The organism is Butyrivibrio sp. AE3004 (genome assembly GCF_000703165.1).
Lineage (GTDB): Bacteria > Bacillota > Clostridia > Lachnospirales > Lachnospiraceae > Butyrivibrio.
In genome coordinates, this window is the sequence record NZ_JNLQ01000002.1 from 3300214 (window position 1) to 3322878 (window position 22665).

Genomic DNA, 22665 nt, shown 5'->3' on the forward strand with positions numbered 1-22665 from the left:
ATAATTAATTTATTTATATATGGCGCTTTGTGTAAAACCACATTATCGCCGGAGGGAGTTTTTTCATTCATGAAATTTGTTTGTTCAAAATCAAATCTTATTGCCGGATTACAGATAGTATCTAAGGCTGTTCCTAATAAGACAACTATGTCTATATTGGAATGCATTCTAATAGATGCTACCGAAGGTGTCATAAAATTTATTGCTAATGATATGGAACTTGGAATACAAACCGAGATTGAAGGCAATATTTTAGAGAGAGGATATATTGCAATTGATGCGAAGATATTCTTTGATATTATAAGAAAACTTCCTGACAGTGATGTAACAATTGATTCTGATTCAAACGGAAAAGTAAGTATTACCTGTGAGAAGGCAAAATTCAGTATTGTAGGAAGAAATGCAGATGATTTTACATATCTTCCAATTATTGAAAGGATAGATGGAATTACAGTTTCTCAGTATACATTGAAAAATGTAATACAGCAGACTATCTTTTCTATTGCAGAAAATGATGCTAATAAGATGATGAGTGGCGAGCTTTTTGAAATCAATCAGGATGTTTTAAAGCTTGTATCTCTTGATGGACACAGAATTTCAATCAGAAAAGTTAAGCTTCAAAATTCATATGAACCTAAGAAGGTAGTTGTTCCCGGAAAAACATTGTCTGATATAAGCAAAATTATCACAGACAGTACCGAGAATAATGTAGATATTTTCTTTACAGATAAGCATATACTCTTTGAGTTCGATAAAACTATAGTTGTATCAAGACTTTTAGAGGGTGAATACTTTAATATTGATCAAATGCTCTCAAGTGATTATGAGACAAAAATGACAATTTCAAGAAAAGAGATGCTTGATTGTATAGACAGAGCAACTCTTCTTGTTAAAGAAGGCGATAAAAAGCCTGTAATTATTTCGATAAATGATGAAAAAATGGAATTGAAGATCAATTCAACCATAGGAAGTATGGATGAAGAGATTGAAATAGAAAAACAGGGAAAGGATTTGATAATAGGTTTCAATCCCAAGTTCCTTATTGATGCACTTCGTGTTATTGAGGATGAAAATATTGATATTTATATGGTAAATCCAAAGGCACCGTGTTTCATAAGAGACAAGGATTCTAACTATATTTACCTTGTACTTCCCATAAACTTTACAACAGTGAGCTGAGAAAAATGGAAAATATTACAATCAATTTAAGAGAAGGCGATGATTTTATCAAGCTTGGACAGGCTATGAAAAAAGCAGGACTTGAAGAATCAGGAGTAGATGCCAAGGTAGATATTCAGGATGGTCTTGTTAAAGTTAACGGGGAGGTGGAAACCAGAAGAGGGCGTAAACTTTACAGCGGAGATACTATCGAATACGAAGGCATTCAGGTACAAATAACGAAATGATAATTAAGTCATTAGAACTTGCAGATTTTAGAAATTATAAAAATTTAAAAATAGAATTCAGCAGTGGAACCAACATTCTTTATGGTGACAATGCCCAAGGAAAAACCAACATTCTTGAGGCTATTTATCTTGCTGCTACTACTAAGTCCCACAAAGGAAGTAAGGATAAAGAAATTATTTCCTTTGGTAAAGAAGAGGGACATATCAGAACAATAATCGAAAGAGATGGTGCAGAATATCGTGTAGATATGCACCTTAGAAAAAGTAAATCCAAAGGAATTGCAATTGACGGTCAGAAGATTAGAAAAGCTTCAGATCTTGTAGGAAGATGTAATGTTGTATTTTTTTCACCAGAGGATCTTAGTATTATTAAAGATGGTCCGGCAGAGAGACGAAGATTCATGGATATGGAGCTTTGTCAGCTGGATCAAATTTATTTAGAGAACCTTTCAAAATACAACAAACTGATCACTGAGAGAAATAAAGTTTTAAAAGATATGTTTGAACATCCTGAAAATAGTGTTCTATTGGATGTTCAGGATAAGCAGCTTCTTGAATATGGATCAGTTATTATTAAATCCCGCGATAAATTTATAAAGGATCTCTGCGAGATAGTTGATCCAATACATAACAAGCTAACAGGTGAAAGAGAAAAGCTCAGGATATATTATGAGCCTAATGTCACAGTTGATGAATATGAGGAAAAGCTTAGAAACAGCAGGCAGAAAGATATTTATTTAAAACAGACTACTGTTGGGCCTCATAAGGATGATTTTTCTTTCAATGTATGTACTCAAAATGTTCCGGATGAGATAGACATAAGAAAATACGGATCACAGGGACAACAAAGAACTGCATCATTATCGCTAAAGTTATCGGAAATTGAAATCGTGAAAAAATCAAAAAAAGAAAATCCGGTATTGTTGTTGGATGATGTTTTATCTGAACTTGACAGTAACAGACAGAATTATCTGCTTAATACGATCGGTGACATACAAACAATTATTACATGTACCGGTCTTGATGAATTTGTTAATAATCGTTTTGAAATTAATAAGGTTTTCAAGGTTGTAAACGGAAGTATACCTGAAGAATAAGAGGAAAATAATGAGTAACGTTGAAAATAATTACGGTGCGGATCAAATACAGATTCTTGAAGGACTTGAGGCAGTAAGAAAGAGACCGGGAATGTATATCGGTACTACGGCTGCAAGAGGACTTCATCACCTGGTGTATGAGATAGTTGATAACTCTGTTGATGAAGCATTGGCAGGATTTTGTGATCACATAGAAGTTAATATTAATGCTGATAATACTATTACTGTAATGGATAACGGAAGAGGAATTCCCGTAGATGTTAACCATAAATCAGGTCTTACCGGTGTTGAGGTAGTATTTACGATTCTTCACGCAGGTGGAAAGTTTGGCGGTGGAGGATACAAGGTATCCGGAGGACTTCATGGCGTTGGAGCATCAGTTGTTAATGCTCTCTCTGAATGGTTGGAAGTTCAGGTTGTGAGAGAAGGAAAGATTTATCAACAGCGCTATGAAAGAGGAAAAGTATGTTATCCTCTCAAAGTAGTCGGTACAACAGATGCTATTACTTCAGGAACAAAAGTATACTTTAAACCCGATGCTTTGATTTTCAAAGAGACAACTGTTTTTGATTACAATATATTAAAACAGCGTCTAAGAGAAATGGCTTTCCTTACAAAGGGACTGAAAATTACCTTAAGAGATTACCGTGTTGAGGAAGGGGAAGAACCCGTTGAACAGACCTTCCACTACGAAGGAGGTATTAAGGAATTTGTCCAATATTTGAATAAGAGTAAAACAGTACTTTATGATCAGATTATGTACTTTGAAGGAAACAAGAATAATGTACAGGTTGAAGTCTCACTTCAGCATAATGATTCATTTAACGAGAGTACTTACACTTTTGTAAATAATATTAATACTCCTGAAGGTGGTACACATCTTGAGGGATTTAAGGCTGCGCTCACAAAGACCTTTAATGACTATGCACGTGAAAAAAAGATGTTAAAGGATAATGAGGATAATCTTACAGGTGATGATATAAGAGAGGGACTTACCTCAATTATCAGTGTAAAGATAGAAGATCCTCAATTTGAAGGTCAGACTAAGCAAAAGCTTGGTAATAGTGAAGCAAGAGGAGCTGTTAATAGTGTAGTATCAGAGCAGCTTACATATTTCCTTGAACAGAATCCTCAGGTAGCAAAGGTTATTCTTGAAAAAGCAATCCTTGCTCAGCATGCAAGGGATGCTGCAAGAAAAGCAAGAGATTTGACAAGAAGAAAATCTGCGCTTGATGGACTCGGACTTCCCGGAAAGCTTGCGGATTGTTCTGATAAAGATCCTAAAAATTGTGAAATATTCATTGTTGAGGGTGATTCCGCCGGTGGATCAGCAAAGACAGCAAGATCTCGTGCTACACAGGCTATTCTTCCACTTAGAGGAAAAATTCTTAATGTTGAAAAAGCCAGAATTGACAAGATATACGGAAATGCTGAAATTAAGGCAATGATAACTGCCTTTGGAACAGGAATACATGATGATTTTGATATTGAAAAGCTTCGTTACAATAAAATCATCATAATGACTGATGCCGATGTTGACGGTGCTCATATAGCAACACTAATGCTCACATTCCTTTACAGATTCATGCCTGAACTTATAAAGACCGGACATGTATATCTTGCACAGCCTCCGCTTTATAAATTGGAGAAAAACAAAAAGGTCTGGTATGCATATAGTGATGATGAACTTAATAAGATCCTTAATGATGTAGGACGTGACCAAAATAATAAGATTCAGCGTTATAAGGGACTTGGAGAGATGGATCCTGAACAGCTTTGGGAAACTACAATGGATCCTGACAGAAGAGTACTCCTTAGAGTAAACATAGATGAAGAAGCAGAGTCAGATATAGATGTTACGTTTACAACACTTATGGGTGATAAGGTAGAACCAAGACGTGAATTTATCGAGAAAAATGCTAAGTTTGTTAAAAACCTGGATATATAATTAAGGGGAAAAGATGGCTGATAACAATAATAACAATAACAATGGTGAAGATTTAGCCGATGATATTTTTGATCAGGTAACCACTGACAGGATTAAAGAGGTTGACCTTCAAAAAACCATGGAAGCTGATTACATCGATTATGCGATGAGTGTTATAGCTTCTCGTGCACTTCCTGATGTAAGAGACGGATTAAAACCGGTTCAGAGAAGAATTTTGTATTCAATGATAGAATTGAATAACGGACCTGATAAGCCGCATCGTAAATGTGCACGTATCGTAGGTGATACTATGGGTAAATTCCATCCCCATGGTGATAGTTCTATATACGGAGCTTTGGTAAATATGGCTCAGCCCTGGTCAATGAGATATTGTCTTGTTGACGGACACGGTAACTTTGGCTCAGTGGATGGTGATGGCGCTGCCGCAATGCGATACACTGAGGCAAGACTTACCAAAATTTCCATGGAGATGACAGCTGATATCAACAAGGATACAGTTGATTTTTCTCCTAACTTTGATGAAACCGAAAAAGAACCTACAGTTCTTCCTTCAAGATTTCCAAATCTTCTTGTAAACGGAACAACAGGTATAGCTGTCGGAATGGCTACAAATATTCCTCCTCATAATCTGAGAGAGGTTATTTCTGCTGTCATAAAAATGATAGATAATAAAGTAAATGAAGATAGGGAAACAGATATTGAGGAACTGTTGCCTATAGTTAAAGCACCTGATTTTCCTACTGGTGGTATTATCCTCGGTACTAGAGGAGCAGAAGAAGCATACAGAACAGGAAGAGGTAAGGTTATTGTTCGTGCTGTTACAGATATTGAGACAATGCCTAACGGAAAAAGTCGTATTATTGTTACTGAGCTTCCGTATCTTGTTAATAAGGCAAATCTTATTTCAAAGATAGCAGAATATGTAAAGCTTAAGAAACTTGATGGAATTACAGCGCTTCGTGATGAGTCCGACAGAGAAGGTATGAGAATTGTCATTGAACTCAGACATGATGTTAATGCTAATGTAATGCTTAATCGTCTGTTTAAGCATACTCAGTTACAGGATTCCTTTGGTATCATTATGCTTTCTTTGGTTAATAATGAACCTAAGGTATTAGGACTTGTTGATATGCTTCATCACTACATCGTTCATCAGGAAGATGTAGTGACAAGAAGAACACAATATGATCTTAACAAAGCTGAAGAAAGAAATCATATTGTAGAAGGATTACTTATTGCTCTTGATAATATTGATGAAGTAATAAGGATCATAAGAGGAAGTTCTACTGTTCAGATAGCAAAAGAACAGTTAATGGAACGTTTTGGATTATCTGATGTTCAGGCGCAGGCAATCGTAGATATGCGTCTTCGTACTCTGACAGGTTTGGAAAGAGACAAGCTTGAGCAGGAGCATGCCGAACTATTAAAGAGAATCGAAGAATTAAAGCTTATTTTATCAGATAAAAAGGTACTTCTCGGTGTTATCAGAAAAGAAATTTCCGAGATTTCCGATAAATATGGTGATGATCGTAAAACACAGATCGGACACGACGATTCAGATATTAACATTGAGGATATGATTCCAAATGTTAATACTGTTATTGCAATGACAAACGTTGGTTACATAAAGCGTATGTCTATTGATAATTTCAGGGCACAGAATCGCGGAGGTAAAGGAATAAAGGGTATTTCCACTATAGAAAATGATTATGTGGAAGACCTCCTTATGACTACAACTCATAACTATATTATGTTCTTTACAAACAAAGGAAGAGCATACAGATTAAAGGCTTATCAGATTCCGGAAGCATCAAGAACTTCAAGGGGAACTGCAATTGTAAATCTGCTGCAGCTTTCTCCTGATGAAAAAATAACGGCAACAATACCGATTAAGGAATACACAGAAGAAAAGAACCTTTTCATGGTAACAAGAAAGGGAACTGTTAAGAAAACTCCTATAATGGAATTTGCCAATGTAAGGAAGAACGGACTTACTGCAATCAATCTTGATGATGACGATGAGCTGATTGAAGTTAAGACTACTAAATCGGATTCAGAGATATTCCTTGTAACTAAGAACGGAATGTGTATCAGATTTAAGGAAACAGATGTAAGACCTACAGGAAGATCATCAATGGGTGTAAGGGGTATAATGCTCGGTGATCAGGATGATGTTGTAGGAATGCAGCTTAATTCACAGGGTGATTCACTTCTTATTGTTTCCGAGAAAGGATTCGGAAAGAGAACAAATCTAGAAGAATTCCATATCCAGCTTAGAGGCGGTAAGGGAGTAAAATGTTACAAGATAACAGAGAAGACCGGAAATGTTATAGGTGTCAAAGCTGTTAAGGATGAACATGAGATAATGATGATCACAGACAGCGGAATACTCATTCAGCTTAGAATGGAAGAAATTACTATACACGGAAGAGTCACATCAGGTGTTAAGATGATCAATCTTGACAAAGGTGTCAGTGTAGTAGCAATAGCAAAAGTACGCGAAAAGATTTCTAATGGTGATGAGGAATTTGAGAACATCGAAGATGCCATGGTAGAAATACCTGAAGATGAAGGTGTGGAAATTGAGGATAATTTCGATGATAATACAGATACCTTTGACGATAACAATGAAAATACAGATGAAGAGTAAATCTTATGAGAGTTGGGCTTTTAATTACCGAATTTAAAGAAAAAAAAGTGTGCGACTTATGTCTCGGAGCAGATATAGCTGCCAGAGACTTAGGTGTTGAACTTGTGATTTTTCCCGGAAAAAAAATCATTACTGACCAAAACTTCCATGATGATAAGCCCTATGAATATCAATATCAGGCTGTATATGATTATATATACGAGGCAGGCTTTGATGGTCTTGTTATAGATATTGAGCGTATAGGGAAAGAAGCCAAGATATTAAAAAAGGAATCATTTCTTAATCAATTCGGTAAAAAACCTATGCTTGTTCTTTCTGATATGGAGGGATTTGACAGAGTTGAATATGATAAAAACGACTCTGACTTTGAAATAGGATTTCTTGCTATTGAACAGATTTTAAAGAAAATATCCGGGAATACAGTAAAATCAAGAAAGCAGGTCTTAAAAGAGTTTTCTGCTGAGGCTGCATTAAATGCAATCAGAAAAACATCCGCTTTATTCGAATTTGCATCTCAATGCAGTTATACAAAGGATAACTATGATTTCATACTCAGTAAGATTACCAATGCGGGATTTAAAGATTTCGAATTATTTTTACTTGAGAGACCACAGCTATGCTCAATAAAAAAGGGATGGCAGGTTCCAAAACACAGTAAAAGAATAATAACCATACATGAAGGTAAGGCGGAAAAAATAGATAAAGTCAAATATATGGATACAAGTGACATATTTGATTTATCTGAGATAAAAGGAACAAAAATAATACGTAATGTTTTCAGAGGAGAAGAACAGTACGGATTCTTTATCATGGGATTTGATGAAAGTGTTAGAATCGGTGATTTTGATGACCTTATGACAAGTATTGTTCTGTGTGGTATTAGAATCAATTTTCTGAAAAAATGTCTTGTTGATACTGAAGAGGAGCTTTTACAGTGTCAGGAAGAAATTGCAAGAGATGGATCTGTTTTGGATCATATAGGCGATGAGGATTATCTTACAAAGCTTCCGAACAGGAGCGGTTTTTTTGCAAAAGCATATGACCTTTTGAAGATGAGTTTTAAAAATGGAAAATATGCTGTAGTTGCATATATTGACATGGAATCATTAAAAAATATTAATGCAATTCATGGACATGATGAAGGTGATCATGCTGTTTGCAGGGTAGCTGATATTTTAAGTGAAGTATTTGGTGAGAACAGCGTGTGCGGAAGGATAAGAGGAGACGAATTTGCTGTAATAGAAGTTACAGATGAAGAGGATAAGGCTGAAGAACTTAGAATAGAGATGGCCAGACAGAATAATAAGCTTCTAATGGAAAATACAAAATATTTGAATCATCTCATTTACTCAATATGTGAATTTGATTATGAAGAAAGTTTATCACTTAGGGAGATGCTTAAAGAAACCGATGATAATCTTAAGAATATGAGAAGAATGGAAACACTGGGATAATTAAATAAAAGTGATATTATTGTAAATATTTATTTAGGGTATTTTTAGAATTTTAGTGGTTGTGAAATCAGAAAAAAAAAGCTAAAATGTGCATAATAAAATATCGTTTACATTTAATTTATTGAGGACAAAGAATGGGAATTGATGCAAACGGACTTGATCCTGAACAGCAGGCATTACTTGCCAGTATAATGGGAAAATCATCACAACAGGGTAGTGGAGGATTCAGTGTTCAGGTACCTGCGGCTTCCACACCTGCAGCAGCTGCACCTAATCCGGCTGATAGTGGAAAAATGCTTAGTCAAGCTGAAATTGATGCTCTTATAGCTTCAATGGGTAAATAAAACTTTATAAAATTATTCGTATAGAGGAAATATTATGTCAATAAAACTGGTTTCCTGGAATGTAAACGGATTACGTGCATGTGTTTCAAAGGGCGAATTCCAAAAATTTATGGATAGTGAACAACCTGATGTTATAGGTTTGCAAGAGACAAAGCTTCAGGCTGGTCAAATTGATATTGATATTCAGGGTTATCATCAATATTGGAATTATGCTGAAAAAAAAGGATATTCAGGAACTGCATTATTTTCAAAGGAAGAACCGATTAACGTTACATATGGTCTTGGAATAGAAGAACATGACAAAGAAGGAAGAGTTATTACTGCAGAATATGCTGATTATTATTTAATTACAGTGTATGTTCCTAATGCAAAGGACGATCTTTCAAGACTACAATACAGATGTGTATGGGAAGATGATTTTTTAGATTATGTAAAGAAACTTGAAAAATCTAAGCCTGTAATATACTGTGGAGATCTTAATGTAGCTCATAAGGAAATAGATTTGAAAAATCCAAAGCCTAATCGTGGACATGCAGGCTTTACAGATGAGGAAAGAGGAAAATTTGACAATGTTGTCAATTCCGGACTTATAGATACATTCAGATATTTTTATCCTGATCTGGAAGGTGCTTATTCATGGTGGTCTTATAGATTTCAGGCAAGAGCCAAAAATGCAGGATGGCGTATTGACTATTTTGTAACATCAAAAGAATTGGAAGACAGACTTGAGGATGCTGTAATATATAAAGATCAAATGGGATCTGATCACTGTCCTGTTGGATTAATACTTAAGTAATCTGTTTTTTAAAAGTAAGTAAGCAAAATCCCTTATCAATAAAGATAAGGGATTTTTAAGCTTTTGGTTTCATTAAAATAATAAATATCAATAGAGCAATATTATATATACAGATAAAGAATTTCTCCAGATAAAGTTATTTAATAATCCGATTGATAATATTATAATGGATTACTCATCAACTTGTTCATATTGTATCAGATTGTCTTTTTCATAAGGGATAATAAGTTCATTAACAATCTTATCTGAATAGATTTTCATGCCGTCTAATATTTCTTCATAATTTTCATTTGTCATTCTATATTCACCTGATATCATCTGATCAAGCATTAGCTTGTTAATTTCCGGTGAAAAGTGTATTGAATCCATATAATTATCAAGATTTGATATTACTTCAGGCTCATTTTGAAAACAAAAAATTTTTACATTATCAAAAGATAAAAGAGCTTTTGTCATTTCCTTTTCACAATGAATAAAAGCATCTCTTTCACCGGTTCTGTAGATTCCGTCCCACCATAACATGGAATATGCAGGATAGAAAAAATAAAAATCTGTTTCAGGGTGCATTTTGACAACATCTGTCAGAATTTCAATATTAACTGAAAGCTTATCATCATAGATATTTTCATTCATCATTTTCTTAACGGTGCGTGGTCTGAAATACAATCCAAGTGAAGATTCTTTATTAAATGTTTTCCACTTAGCCCAACTGTAGGAAAGATTTTCATCATAATCCACAATATATGAATTAACTATCATATAAGGAATTTTCTCAAACAATACTCCTTTATTGTAGAGATATTGAATGTCGTTTAAAGGATTTTTATCATACAGATACATTGGACATCCTGTAGATTTAAAAGTTGGTTCAGTACTTGCATTAAGTGATGATGGATCAATATTATAGAAAACCTTTCTGATAGTGTTTCCGGAGGAATAAGCTTCATTTAGGAGATAACAAAGATCAGCAGTAGCCCCATAGGAACGGATAGCCTTTATTGTTTTACAATCAAAAGCATTATCGTACCAGCTGTTGTCGTTGTTTTCAGCAACAGAGGAACCAACTATAACGGCATCATAATCAAAATTCCTTAATGTCCCTATACATTGATATTCCTTATCATTTAGAACGGCTTTCAAACCGAACCATGGTTTATGATAATGGAAAAACGGATCTATCAGAAACACAATTATACCTATAAGAAAAAGAATTATAAGTGTACCGGTTATAAAATTTTTAATAAAAGAATTATTTTTATTCAATCAAAGCCTCTTTACAAAAAAATCAGAACTGAAAATAAATAAATGTGCTTACCTGGGATAAAGATATAAATGACCATGTAAATAGTATTATCAAAAGTAATGTAAACTTACGTGAAGGATTACCTTTTTCTACTATTTCATGAGCATTTTTACTGCATATTACAATGAAAGATATAAAAAGTAATACTAGCCAGCTTACTACGTAAACCACGTTTATCATGTTTTTAGCAAAAAGATTGGTTGCTGTAATAAGTAGATAGTTTTCAGATATATCAAGATTTGCTGCAGTTTTATACATAAATCCTGGCCAGGTGAATATACCTAATTGTTTAATGAACTGGATAGCATAGGTAAGATTCTGTGATCTGAAAAATATAAGTGATAGAAGGAACATACAAAAAGTTAAAAATCTTCCTGCAAGGACAGGGATTACAAATAAGGGTTTATCCCTAAGCAGATAGTGTTTTTTCAAATCCCCGGAAGTAGCCATGATACCGAGATTATCAAAAACAACCATTATTCCCATGATCAGTCCCCAACATATATATGTCCAGCCTGCACCATGCCAGAAGCCACTTAATATAAAAATAATAATTACATTTATTGCTGTTCTTATTCCTCCTTTGTGTGAACCACCAAGAGGTATATAAACATATCTGACAAAAAAGCGTGTAAGTGTCATGTGCCATCTTTGCCACAAATTTCTTATACTGGTGGCTTTATAAGGAGAATTAAAATTGATTGGAAGTTCTATTCCAAACATTAGACTGACACCTTCTGCCATATCACAGTAACCTGAAAAATCAAAATAAAGCTGTAAAGCATAAGAAACAAGTACGAGTGCACCTGTAAGAGTATCCATATAATATGTGTACTTAAAACCATAGTCAGCAATTTTTGCAAGATTATCTCCAAGGAGAACTTTCTTGGAAAGACCAATGACAAATAATTCTATTCCTTTTCTAAAATAAATAGAATTTAATATTCTATTATTTTTATTTCTGAACTTAGAAATGATTTCGTAGGGAAGAGCAATAGGACCCTGAACTATTTTTGGAAAATAGGTTATGTACAATAAATATTCGGTAAGACTTACAGATGATAATTTTTCTTCTTCCTTTATATTTCCGTTACATTCATTGTGCGTATCAATTAAAAAGGCAATCTGTGAAAAAACAAAAAAGCTTATACCTACAGGCATGATTATTTGAAGTTCGCAAAAAGATTTACCTAATAAAGCTGATATATTAGAAATAAAAAAATTGGTGTACTTAAAATATCCCAAAAGTAAAAGGTTTAGAAAAACACCGAAAAAAAGTATATGCTTTCTTTTTATGTATTTTGATAAAAGAAAATTTATAAAGCATGAAGATAAAAGAATCAAAACAAATGTGTATGAAAAAAGGCCATACAAAACCAAAGAAGCGGCAATGAGTGTAATATCTGCCAGCTTCCATTTTTTTAGATGATTAAGCCCATGCCATAAAAAAAGAACTATGGGCAAATATATTAAGATGAATGAAAATGAATTAAATGACATGTCTCAATTATAAGATGCTAATAAAAAAAGGTCAAAACAGATTAAATCATAATTCTTAAGATTTTCTTTATTTTTGCATTTATTGGTACTTTTTAATTGATATTCGGTGTCTTCTATTTTATCATGCAAGTAACTTCGAACTCGGTTTTTTGGAAGAGTGATATGATAAAGATTTTTAAAAATTCTATAGTAGCCTTAATTTCCATATTTTTTGTGGTATTTATATGCTCATGTGGACAAAATAAAAATATAGACAATAGTGAAAAGCTAAATAAAGATGATTTAATTTATGAGTTTTCTGATTTTGGATTTACAATATCCGAAAGCTCAAATTTTACATGTATAAGCAACGACAAAGATGGAATGTATTGTCTTAAGAAATCAAATAGTGAAGGTCATACCAACTATAGTTTATTAAGGCTTCAAAATGATGAACTAAAGTATGAGGAAACTTTAATCGGATCTGACAATACAAATTTTGATTTTCTTGTTACCGGTGATTCCGGTAGTTTTTATGTAATACGGACTTCATATCCTGACAAAATAGCAATAAATAATACGATAAGTGATACTGTTTTTTCGGAAGCAGGCAAAACAAAGCTTGTAAAGTATTCTTCATCAGGAGATGAAATATGGGCTACTTCTTTGCAGGAAACTGAGCACGCAGCAAATATTAAGGATATGGTTTATGTTAAAAATAAAGGAGTTCTAATTTATTCACAGAACGGATTTTATTTTTATGATCAATTATCAGGAAAAGAAAATAAGCTCTCTGTAAAAGATGATGATGATGTACATCAGGACAGAAAATTTTTTACATCTCATGATGGAAAAATATATGTATGTGAAACAGACAGTAAATGGAAATATGTTTTTTCTGAGTTTGATTTTAAAAAGATGGCTTTTACCAATAAAAGAAATGCACCTAATGAAATATATAATTCTGAAAACATATTTACGGGATATACTTATGATTTCTATTATGTAGATGATAAATATGTATACGGATTTGATTATGGTGATAAGGACATGAATAAAATCTGTAATTTCATTGATTCAGGTTTCTATACTGACAATACAATTATGTTCAATGAGACATCTGAGAATAATTACAGACTTATTGTTGATTATAAAGTCGGACTTCCCAAGGTATTTTTAATGACAAAGAAAAATGTTCAGGAGGAAGGCAAGACAGTTATAACCATCGGTACAGCTTTTACTGATGACTATGTAAAAAAGAGAATTATTGATTTCAATCAGAATAGTGATAAATATCTTATACGAGTAAAGGAATACTCAGAGGAAGGTTATTCAAGCTATTATTCCGTTTATAAAGCCATGAATGAGGATATTGAATCAGGAAATTCACCTGATATTATGGTCCTGAATTCGTATTCTTCAATTGATTCATATATATCAAAAGGGCTCTTGGAACCTCTTGATACTTATATTGAAAATGACAAAGAAATAATAAATGATAAATATCTTGATAATGTGAGAGAGCTTGTTAAAAGAAATGGTAAAAACTATGTCATAATGCCGTTTTTCTCAGTTAATACCTGTGTGGGATCAAAGAATTTTCTTAATGACACTAAGGTAACACTCTCAAATTATGTTAATTTATGTAATAAACATAGTATAAAAGTCCCGTATATGATGGGTGATATTTATTATGATGGGATAGATGATTTTTATACAACATCGGGCTTTGACTTTATTGACTTTGAGAAAAATACATGTGATTTTACAAATTACAATTTTATAAATTTACTTATATATCTTAGGGAAATAAAAAGACTTGAAGACAGTAAAGGACCAAGAATAGATGCTGACTGCTATAAGAATGATAAAGCATTACTTCTTCCGGTATTTATTACATCCTTTGAGGATTATAAAGTAATTAAAGACGGATATTTCGGAACGGATATTGTATTTAACGGATATCCTTCAATTGATGGAGGATCTTCATATATATATCCTGAAATGATGCTTGCTATAAGCAGTCAAAGCAAAAACAAGGATGTTGCCTGGAAATTTATAAGATACTTTTTACTTGATGAATATCAGTACAGTATTGATTGGGGATTTCCTGTAAACAAAACTGCTTTTAATCAATTGATGGAAAAATCCCAAAACGAAAAGTTTTATATCGATGAGAACGGAAAAAAGATAACAACAAGCAGTAAAACGGTAATAGGCGATAAAGAGATTTATATTACACATCTATCAAGATCAGAAGCAGAAGAATTTAAAGACTTTATCTGTGGAATTGATAAATTAAGACATCAGGATGTTGAACTGATAGGAATTATTAGTGAATCCGCAAAGTCATATTTTAACGGTGAAATAATAGCAGAAAAAGCCTCTACCCAGATTCAGAACAGGGTAGAAAACTATCTTAATAATGAATAAATAAAAGCCCTGTATAAATATATGAATTTTCACTATCACTGCAAAATATGCATGATAAGAATCTGAATATATTTGTACAGGGTTTTTGATTATAGATAGTTATTATCAAGTTTAACAGAGCATTTATCAAAAGTTTGAATTATACATAATCAATATGATCCCATATCATGGAAAAGATCATAAGAATCTTGAAGGTGCTGCCTTATATTTGCAAAATCTTTATTAGCAACTGCGGTGTAAAGAGTATCTACGAGGAAAAGCTGAGCAAATCTTGAACTGGTAACACCACTCTTTTTATCAATTTCGGGAGATGTTGTAAATAAAACATGTTTACATCCCTGAGCAAGAGGACTGTTGCCAAGCTTTGTAATCGCAATTGTCTCTGAATTTCTGTCATTTGCGATTTTTAATATCTGCATTATTTCCTCTGTTCTGCCTGAATCACATAAGAATATTGCCACATCATCTTCCTGAAGCTGAGCAGCATTCATAAGACTGTTATGAAAATCCTGATTGTATGTAACATTGTAAGAAAGCCTCTGAAATTTGGTAAAAAGATCAAATGCTGCAAGTGAGCTGCTACCAACACCAAATATTCTTATCATTCGTGCCGAAACAATTGCATCAACAGCTCCTTCAAAGGACTGGGTATCAAAAAGCCTGTAAGTGGTCTGAATTGCCTGAGAACTGGTTGCACATATATTGTCGGCAATTGCCTGCATAGAGGTATACTGATTTATATCCTTGAATTCTATATGAGGAGATGCCTTCTCAGCCTTTTTGGCATCTGAAAAAATTTCTCTCTTTAATCCCTTTAATCCGGAATATCCAAGTGACTTTGAAAACCTACTCCAGGTAGCCTGAGTAGTTCCTGAGGCCTCGGCAAGTTCTGCTACAGTATTATTATATATACTGGAATCATTTTTTAAGCAGTAATCCGCAGCTTTTTTCTCTTCTCTTGTAAGATTAGGATATACACTCTTAATTCTTTCTTCTAATAGTGACATATTTTTCTCCATTTTCTTTAGACGAGAATTACGTAATGTACCATCTATAGTATATCGCAAATACAGTAATTACATTATTAAATAACAATAATATATTTACACATTTATTAAAATTTTATAAACGATAAAATGTATAAGATTTATTTGTTATACTAAATATCAGTAAAATAATTATTTTCTTTTACAATTACATTTTTGGCTAACTTGAATTAAGTTTATGTGATGTTTGGAATTAATTCCGACATCGTGAAAGAAAGGAGATTTTTATTATGAAATGGGTATGTGCAGTTTGTGGATATGTTCATGAAGGAGATCAGCCCCCGGCAGAGTGTCCTGTTTGTCATGCTCCTGCAGAGAAATTTTCAAAGCAGGAAGGTGAACTTACATGGGCTGCTGAGCATGTTGTCGGAGTAGCTAAGGGTGTTCCGGATGACATAATAGAGGATCTTCGTTCCAACTTTAACGGTGAGTGTTCAGAGGTTGGTATGTATCTTGCAATGAGCCGCCAGGCATACAGAGAGGGGTATCCTGAGGTTGGTGATTATTATGCAAAGGCTGCATGGGAAGAGGCAGAACATGCTGCAAAGTTTGCTGAACTTTTGGGAGAGGTTCTTACAGATTCCACCAAGAAGAATCTTGAGATGAGAGTAGATGCCGAGAATGGTGCTACTGCAGGAAAGGTTGATCTTGCTAAGAGAGCAAAGGCTCTTGATCTTGACGCAATCCATGATACTGTTCATGAGATGGCCAGAGACGAAGCAAGACACGGAAAAGCTTTCAAGGGACTTCTTGACAGATATTTTAAGTAATAATATATAAAGCTATTAAAAGCGTATTTCGTTAACAATCATAAAACATATGATAGAATGGTAGGGTGTGGTTTTTCCGCACCCTATTTTTTTGAAAAAATTTTTAAAAATATAAAACCATTCCATCTTTTCCCGGTACTTATATGTAGAACCAGGGAAAGGAGAAGAGCAGTTCCGATATTACAAAATGAATGGAGATATGAAAATAATGGATGAAAAACTAAAAAAGGCCATAGAGGATATGGCCGGGGGAAAGAAGAAGGCTTTAATGCAGTATATTCTGCAACTTAAAATCATGTTTATTTCCGTGCCAAGGCTATCATGAAGGAGGAATCAGATGCACAGGACCTGACACAGATTGTATATATCGAGGCCTACAAAAACATTAAGAGTCTACAGGACCCGGATTCACTCTTTAGATGGTTGGACGGAATCTGCCATAACCAGGGAATGAAAATTTTGAATATAAAAAAATAAAACCAAATCAAAACTCGATGGTAGGCTAATTCCGGAGCATTTGATATAATAACTCTGAATATCATCAGTAAGGGAAAATTTGTTTTTGACCCTTACATAATTATATTAGGAGGAACAAAATGGATTTAATACCTAGTTTTTCAGTTGATCACACAAAGATAATCCCCGGAATTTTCATCAGCAGACAGGATGAGGTCGGAGGAAATATAATTACAACCTATGATATAAGAGTAACAAAGCCTAATAGGGAACCCGCAGTAGATGTAGCCGCAATGCATACACTTGAACATTTAATAGCAACATTTCTTAGAAATGATCCTGATTGGAAAAATGAGGTAATATACTGGGGACCTATGGGATGCCTCACAGGTTTTTATCTTATTTTAAAAGGAAACCGTGCTCCTAAGGAAATACATGATCTTCTTCTTAGAGCTTTTAAATCAGTAGCAGATGCAGACAGTGTTCCCGGATCAAATGAGGAAAATTGCGGAAACTATCTCATGCACAATCTTTGGCTTGCAAAGTGGCATGCTGAAAAGTTTGCAGATTATCTTGAAAAGAATGCTGATAATCAGGCTATTTTCGAATATCCCAAATCTGATAGACTGGTTACGGATGATGGCCGTGAGTTCTTCGATTCATAATCATATAGGACTAGCTCCTTGCTTTGTAAAGAGCGTATCCTGAGGAACGCAGAACTCTGGAACGAAATTTTCATTTTTGCGTTTAAAGAAGTCATAAATTTCAAAAATAAAGTTGAGGCTAAGAAATGAAAAGAAAAATCGGAATAATCGGAGCTATGGAAATTGAGGTTGATAGTCTAAAGAAAGAGATAACAATCTCAAGAATATTGTCAAAAGCAGGAATGGAATTCAATGAAGGAACTCTTGGAAATACTGATGTAGTAGTGGTAAAGAGTGGAATATGCAAAGTAAATGCAGCACTTTGCGTGCAGATTCTGGTAGATGATTTTGAGGTTACTCATATTATTAATACCGGTGCTGCAGGTTCATTGGATGCAAAGATTGATATAGGTGATTTTGTTGTATCAACAGATGCAGTTTATCATGACGTAGATGCCACTGTTTTTGGTTATAAGAAGGGTGAGATTCCTCAGACAGGAAGACTTGAATTTCCTGCCGACAAGTGGATGATTGAAATGATAAAGAAGGCAGCTGATACTGCAAAAATTTCAGGAAAGCTGTGGGACGGAAGAGTATGTTCCGGAGATCAGTTCATTTCGGAGAATTCTGTAAAAGATAAAATAAAGAAAGAATTTGACGGTCTTTGTACAGAAATGGAAGGCTGCGGAATCGCACAGGCGTGCTTTCTTAATGAAATTCCATTTGTCATTCTTCGCGCTATTTCGGATAAAGCTGATGGAAGTGATATTATGGATTATCCTGAATTCGAGAAGAAGGCAGCAAGGGATTGTGCAGCACTTACAGAGGCATTTATAAAAAACATAGAATAATATTTATCTGTACTGACCTGGAGTACATCCGACCTCTCGCTTAAAGTATCTGTTAAAATGGTAAATATTTGTAAATCCGCATTGTATTGCTACATCCGATATACGAAGCTCCTTATTTGTAAGTAGATGCTTTGCTTTATCAATTCTGGCACAAATAAGATCATCTTTAGGACTTGTATAAAAGAAGGCTCGATAGTAGTGGTATAACTGACTTCGTCCCAGGTGTGTTTCCTTGCAGATTTTTTTTATATTCCATTCTTCAGAGCATCTTTGGAGCATATTTACTCTGAAGGCAGAGAGAAAAGAATATAATTCGGTTTGTTGATTCTGTTCAGCAATACCGCTTAGACTTCTTTCAACAGCAATAAGGAGTTCTTTTATAAGTAAATCTATCATTCGCTCTCTTCTTTGCTGTTTGGAAAGATATTCGAATTGAATACGCCTTAGAACATCAACAATCATTTCATCTGAGGATGGTCTGAAAAGCGTATTCATAGGTATCTGAAGTCCCTGAATTTCATCCGGCTCACAGGTAAAATGGACAAAGGAATTGGAAAAGGTATTTAAGGCCTGATAATATTGAAGCTTTCCCGGTGTAAAAAGAATACAATCTCCGGGAGAGCTTACTTTTTTTATCAGTTTTTTCCGATCTCTTGTAATTACATCAGAATTAGAAATCTGATGTTTGTCGTCGCAGGGAAAAAAGAAAACCATGGGAGATAAGAGGTATAGGAATAAATAATCTCCGCTTCCCTCCGGTCTGTAAATGATATCCCTGTCAGGATTATGATAGTTGTATCCGCAGTAATCTGTTCTAAACATAATCAGGCTTTTTTAGCATCTGAAGCATAGATTGCTTTCAAAATAATAGGAGTAAGTACAGAGCTTATAATAATAAGCAAAATAACGGCTGTGAAATATCTGCTGTCAATAATCTCGGCTTTAAGTCCTCTTTGAGCGACAATAAGAGCAACTTCTCCTCTTGTCATCATTCCAACACCGATTTTTAATGAATCCGAAGAATTGTAGCCAAGAACTTTGGCAACAAGTCCGCATCCTACAACTTTTCCGAGAAGACCTACAACTACAAAAGCAATTGAAAAGGCTAGTATTGTAAAATCTACGGATTTTAAGTTTGTCTGTAAACCTACACTTGCAAAGAATACGGGCCCAAATATCATGTATGAGTTAATGTCCATTTTTCTGTCTATATATTCTGAATCATCAAGTGAGCTTAAAATTATGCCGGCAACATATGCGCCTGTGATATCAGCTACTCCAAAATATTTGTCGGCAACGTAAGCAAGAATAAATGCAAGCGTCATTCCCATGATGGGGATTCTTCTTGTGTGTGGCCATCTTTTATCGAATTTTTCCATAATCTTGAAAATGAGTATTCCAAGAACAAGGGAGAGAACAAAGAAAATAACTGTTTTGATGCATACAGCTCCCAGATTGGCGTTTGGATCCTTAAGCCCAAGTACTGCTGTAAGTACGACAATACCAATAACATCATCAATGATTGCAGCGCTCATGATAGTTGTTCCGATATCTGTGGATAATTTTCCAAGTTCCTTAAGTGCCTGTACAGTGATACTTACAGATGTTGCGGTAAGTATGGTTCCAATGAAGAGAGCCTGCATGAAACCACTGGTTTTAGGACTCTGGAAGCCATAAAAGCACATATAAAGAAGTGTACCTAAAATAAGAGGGATAGAAACGCCGCCACAGGCAAGAATTGTTGCCTTTACACCGGATTTCTTCAGATTATCAATATCGGTCTCTAGTCCTGCACTGAACATCAGGAGGATAACGCCGATTTCTGCCATACCTGCAAGGAAGTCATCCGTAGAAACAATATTTAACAGAGTAGGGCCAATCAGCAGGCCGGCAATAATCTCTCCGGCAACCTGAGGAGCCTTAAGCTTTCTGGCTAAAAGGCCGAATGCTTTTGCGCTTATGATTATAATAGCAAGGTTTCTTAAAATTTCTAAAGTATCCATAATTTATATTTCTCCGATTTCTTAAAGCTTTATCGTTGGCAAAAAAGTAATACAGATTTTTGCCAAATAACATTGTATGCCCGAAGGCAGGTTTTATCAAGGAAATATATGATAATTATTTAATATAACCAGTCGGACAAAAAGTCAATAAAATCGGAATAAAATCCATTTAATTAGTTATAAAATTGTAGAATAATTACTATTATCAAAAACAAAAAATCAATTATTTCTAATTTGGAGGGTTACATAATGGCAAAGGAATTACAGAAGGTAAAGCTCTGCATTGACAGGAATTTTGAAATCAGCAAAATTGATGACAGAATTTACGGTTCATTCCTTGAACATCTTGGAAGAGCAGTATATGAGGGAATATATCAGCCCGGAAACAAAAATGCAGATGAAAATGGCTATCGCAGTGATGTCCTTAAACTTATAAATGAAATTCATGTTCCGATAGTAAGATATCCCGGAGGAAACTTTGTATCGGGATTTAATTGGGAAGACAGTGTGGGTCCAAAGGAAGAACGTCCGAGAAGAATAGAACTTGCATGGAATGTTGTTGAGACTAACCAGTTTGGACTTAACGAATTTATGGATTGGTGCAAAAAGGCAAATACAAAGCCTATGATGGCAGTAAATCTTGGTACAAGAGATATTGATGCCGCAAAGAATATCGTTGAATACTGTAATATAAAAGGTGGAACCTATTACAGTGATATGCGTATAAAGCATGGTGTTAAGGATCCTCATGACATTAAGCTATGGTGTCTTGGAAACGAGATGGACGGCCCCTGGCAGATAGGTCATATGACAGCTCAGGAATATGGTATGAAGGCAGGAAGAGCAGGTCATATCATGAAGCTTGTTGATCCTTCAATTGAGACAGTTGTTTGCGGATCATCTTCACTTTACATGGATACTTTTGGTGAGTGGGAGAAGACAGTTCTTGAGTGCAGCTATGATTCGGCTGATTATCTGTCACTTCACACTTACTATGGCAACCCTGAAGACGATACACCGAACTTCCTTGCAAGCAGCGTAGCTATGGATAAGTTTATTTCACAGGTAATTTCAATCTGTGATTATGTTAAGGCCGTTAAGAGAAAGGATAAGACTATCAATCTTTCCTTTGATGAATGGAACGTATGGTATCATTCAAATGAGCAGGATAAGAAGCTTGAGAAATGGTGTGAACATCCTCATCAGCTTGAAGATGTTTATAATTTCGAGGATGCACTTCTTGTTGGTTCAATGCTGATTACACTTCTTCGTCATGCAGACAGAGTTAAGATCGCATGCCTTGCCCAGCTCGTAAATGTTATTGCTCCCATTATGACAAGCGATACAGGTTCATGGAGACAGACAATTTTCTATCCTTATATGCATGCAAGCCTTTATGGAAGAGGAACTGTACTTAATACAGTTGTTAAGTCATCTTCATATGAGAGTAAGCACGGCGACGCACCCTACATCGACAGTGTTGTTACAGCAGATGATGAAAATGAGACAATTACGATCTTTGCCGTAAATAAGAATCTTACCGATGATTTCGAGCTTACATGTGACCTTCGTCAGTATGCAGGCTACAAGGTTGTTGATCACATCATACTCACAAATGATGACCTTAAGGCTGTTAATACTGAGAAGAAGCCTAATACGGTAGCTCCCACAGAAGGTAAGGACGCAAAGGTTGAAAATGGAATTCTTAATGCAATCCTTCCTTCAAAGAGCTGGAATGTAATTCGTCTCGCTAAATAAGTTTATAAAGCCCTTTATTTAAAATAGCCGGCTCATAACGAGTCGGCTATAAGGCTTTAATCAGGATTCTTATATTATATATAAATTAATATTTCATATTACAACTATTATTAATCAATATTTAAGGACTTAAATATTGCGAGTATTATCAAGTTTTGTTAAACTTGAACGCGAAAGTAGAAATATTACATGTGCTACCTGCTTTAGGATTGGTTGGCAGATGTAAT

General features: G+C 34.6%; 20 protein-coding genes. 15 read left to right on the forward strand and 5 right to left on the reverse strand.

What is annotated here, in order from left to right; translation table 11 throughout:
- Positions 1-69 precede the first annotated feature (69 nt).
- From dnaN to BV60_RS0117205, 8 genes are all read left to right on the forward strand, one after another.
- Positions 70-1179, forward strand: a complete 1110-nt coding sequence (gene dnaN, locus BV60_RS0117170; RefSeq protein ID WP_029323705.1) for a DNA polymerase III subunit beta — start codon at positions 70-72, stop codon at positions 1177-1179.
- A 5-nt stretch (positions 1180-1184) separates the two neighbouring features.
- Positions 1185-1406 (forward strand): RNA-binding S4 domain-containing protein, encoded by a 222-nt coding sequence (locus tag BV60_RS0117175; RefSeq protein ID WP_029323707.1) that lies wholly within the window; start codon positions 1185-1187, stop codon positions 1404-1406.
- Complete coding sequence (recF, locus tag BV60_RS0117180) at positions 1403-2503, forward strand: DNA replication/repair protein RecF (RefSeq protein WP_029323709.1); 1101 nt, start codon at positions 1403-1405, stop codon at positions 2501-2503. Before BV60_RS0117175 ends, recF begins: the two co-directional genes overlap by 4 nt.
- 10 nt (positions 2504-2513) lie before the next feature.
- Complete coding sequence (gene gyrB, locus BV60_RS0117185) at positions 2514-4451, forward strand: DNA topoisomerase (ATP-hydrolyzing) subunit B (RefSeq protein ID WP_029323710.1); 1938 nt, start codon at positions 2514-2516, stop codon at positions 4449-4451.
- A gap of 13 nt (positions 4452-4464) precedes the next feature.
- Positions 4465-7101: a DNA gyrase subunit A gene (gyrA, locus tag BV60_RS0117190; protein WP_051656825.1), complete on the forward strand. Its 2637-nt coding sequence runs from the start codon at positions 4465-4467 to the stop codon at positions 7099-7101.
- 5 nt (positions 7102-7106) lie between these two features.
- The gene (locus tag BV60_RS22300; RefSeq protein ID WP_029323714.1) at positions 7107-8555 is read left to right on the forward strand and encodes a GGDEF domain-containing protein; all 1449 of its coding nucleotides are present in this window, start codon (positions 7107-7109) and stop codon (positions 8553-8555) included.
- Between the two features lie 134 nt (positions 8556-8689).
- Positions 8690-8899 carry a hypothetical protein gene (locus tag BV60_RS0117200; protein ID WP_029323716.1) on the forward strand — a complete coding sequence of 70 codons (210 nt, stop codon included), beginning with the start codon at positions 8690-8692 and terminating at the stop codon, positions 8897-8899.
- 34 nt (positions 8900-8933) lie between these two features.
- Positions 8934-9695 carry an exodeoxyribonuclease III gene (locus BV60_RS0117205; RefSeq protein WP_029323717.1) on the forward strand — a complete coding sequence of 254 codons (762 nt, stop codon included), beginning with the start codon at positions 8934-8936 and terminating at the stop codon, positions 9693-9695.
- Between the two features lie 171 nt (positions 9696-9866).
- On the opposite strand, the gene BV60_RS0117210 is transcribed toward BV60_RS0117205, so the two are convergent.
- Both BV60_RS0117210 and BV60_RS0117215 read right to left on the reverse strand, forming a co-directional pair.
- Positions 9867-10958 (reverse strand): hypothetical protein, encoded by a 1092-nt coding sequence (locus BV60_RS0117210; protein WP_029323719.1) that lies wholly within the window; start codon positions 10956-10958, stop codon positions 9867-9869.
- Positions 10959-10980: 22 nt separating this feature from the next.
- Positions 10981-12498, reverse strand: coding sequence for an MBOAT family O-acyltransferase (locus BV60_RS0117215; RefSeq protein ID WP_029323721.1), 1518 nt, complete (start codon positions 12496-12498; stop codon positions 10981-10983).
- A 162-nt stretch (positions 12499-12660) separates the two neighbouring features.
- Between BV60_RS0117215 and BV60_RS0117220 the strand changes: the two genes are divergently transcribed.
- Complete coding sequence (locus BV60_RS0117220) at positions 12661-14910, forward strand: ABC transporter substrate-binding protein (RefSeq protein WP_029323723.1); 2250 nt, start codon at positions 12661-12663, stop codon at positions 14908-14910.
- A 149-nt stretch (positions 14911-15059) separates the two neighbouring features.
- Here BV60_RS0117220 and BV60_RS0117225 read toward each other — a convergent pair whose 3' ends face one another.
- On the reverse strand, positions 15060-15917 hold the full coding sequence (locus BV60_RS0117225) for a MurR/RpiR family transcriptional regulator (RefSeq protein ID WP_029323725.1): 858 nt from the start codon (positions 15915-15917) through the stop codon (positions 15060-15062).
- A 266-nt stretch (positions 15918-16183) separates the two neighbouring features.
- Between BV60_RS0117225 and BV60_RS0117230 the strand changes: the two genes are divergently transcribed.
- From BV60_RS0117230 to BV60_RS0117250, 5 genes are all read left to right on the forward strand, one after another.
- Positions 16184-16726: an NADH peroxidase gene (locus tag BV60_RS0117230; protein ID WP_029323727.1), complete on the forward strand. Its 543-nt coding sequence runs from the start codon at positions 16184-16186 to the stop codon at positions 16724-16726.
- Between the two features lie 199 nt (positions 16727-16925).
- Complete coding sequence (locus BV60_RS24055; RefSeq protein WP_255358134.1) at positions 16926-17051, forward strand: hypothetical protein; 126 nt, start codon at positions 16926-16928, stop codon at positions 17049-17051.
- Positions 17048-17203 carry a hypothetical protein gene (locus BV60_RS24540; RefSeq protein WP_081846739.1) on the forward strand — a complete coding sequence of 52 codons (156 nt, stop codon included), beginning with the start codon at positions 17048-17050 and terminating at the stop codon, positions 17201-17203. Before BV60_RS24055 ends, BV60_RS24540 begins: the two co-directional genes overlap by 4 nt.
- A gap of 119 nt (positions 17204-17322) precedes the next feature.
- Complete coding sequence (locus tag BV60_RS0117245) at positions 17323-17847, forward strand: S-ribosylhomocysteine lyase (protein ID WP_035777305.1); 525 nt, start codon at positions 17323-17325, stop codon at positions 17845-17847.
- A 125-nt stretch (positions 17848-17972) separates the two neighbouring features.
- Entirely contained in the window at positions 17973-18677 is a 705-nt protein-coding gene (locus BV60_RS0117250; RefSeq protein ID WP_029323731.1) for a 5'-methylthioadenosine/adenosylhomocysteine nucleosidase, read from the forward strand.
- Between the two features lie 3 nt (positions 18678-18680).
- On the opposite strand, the gene BV60_RS0117255 is transcribed toward BV60_RS0117250, so the two are convergent.
- Positions 18681-19499 carry a helix-turn-helix domain-containing protein gene (locus BV60_RS0117255; protein ID WP_029323733.1) on the reverse strand — a complete coding sequence of 273 codons (819 nt, stop codon included), beginning with the start codon at positions 19497-19499 and terminating at the stop codon, positions 18681-18683.
- A gap of 2 nt (positions 19500-19501) precedes the next feature.
- Entirely contained in the window at positions 19502-20680 is a 1179-nt protein-coding gene (locus BV60_RS0117260) for a cation:proton antiporter (protein WP_029323735.1), read from the reverse strand.
- Positions 20681-20929: 249 nt separating this feature from the next.
- On the opposite strand from BV60_RS0117260, the gene arfA reads away from it, so the two are divergent.
- A complete protein-coding gene (gene arfA, locus BV60_RS0117265; protein ID WP_029323737.1) occupies positions 20930-22438 on the forward strand; it encodes an arabinosylfuranosidase ArfA in 1509 nt (502 codons plus the stop codon).
- Positions 22439-22665 lie beyond the last annotated feature (227 nt).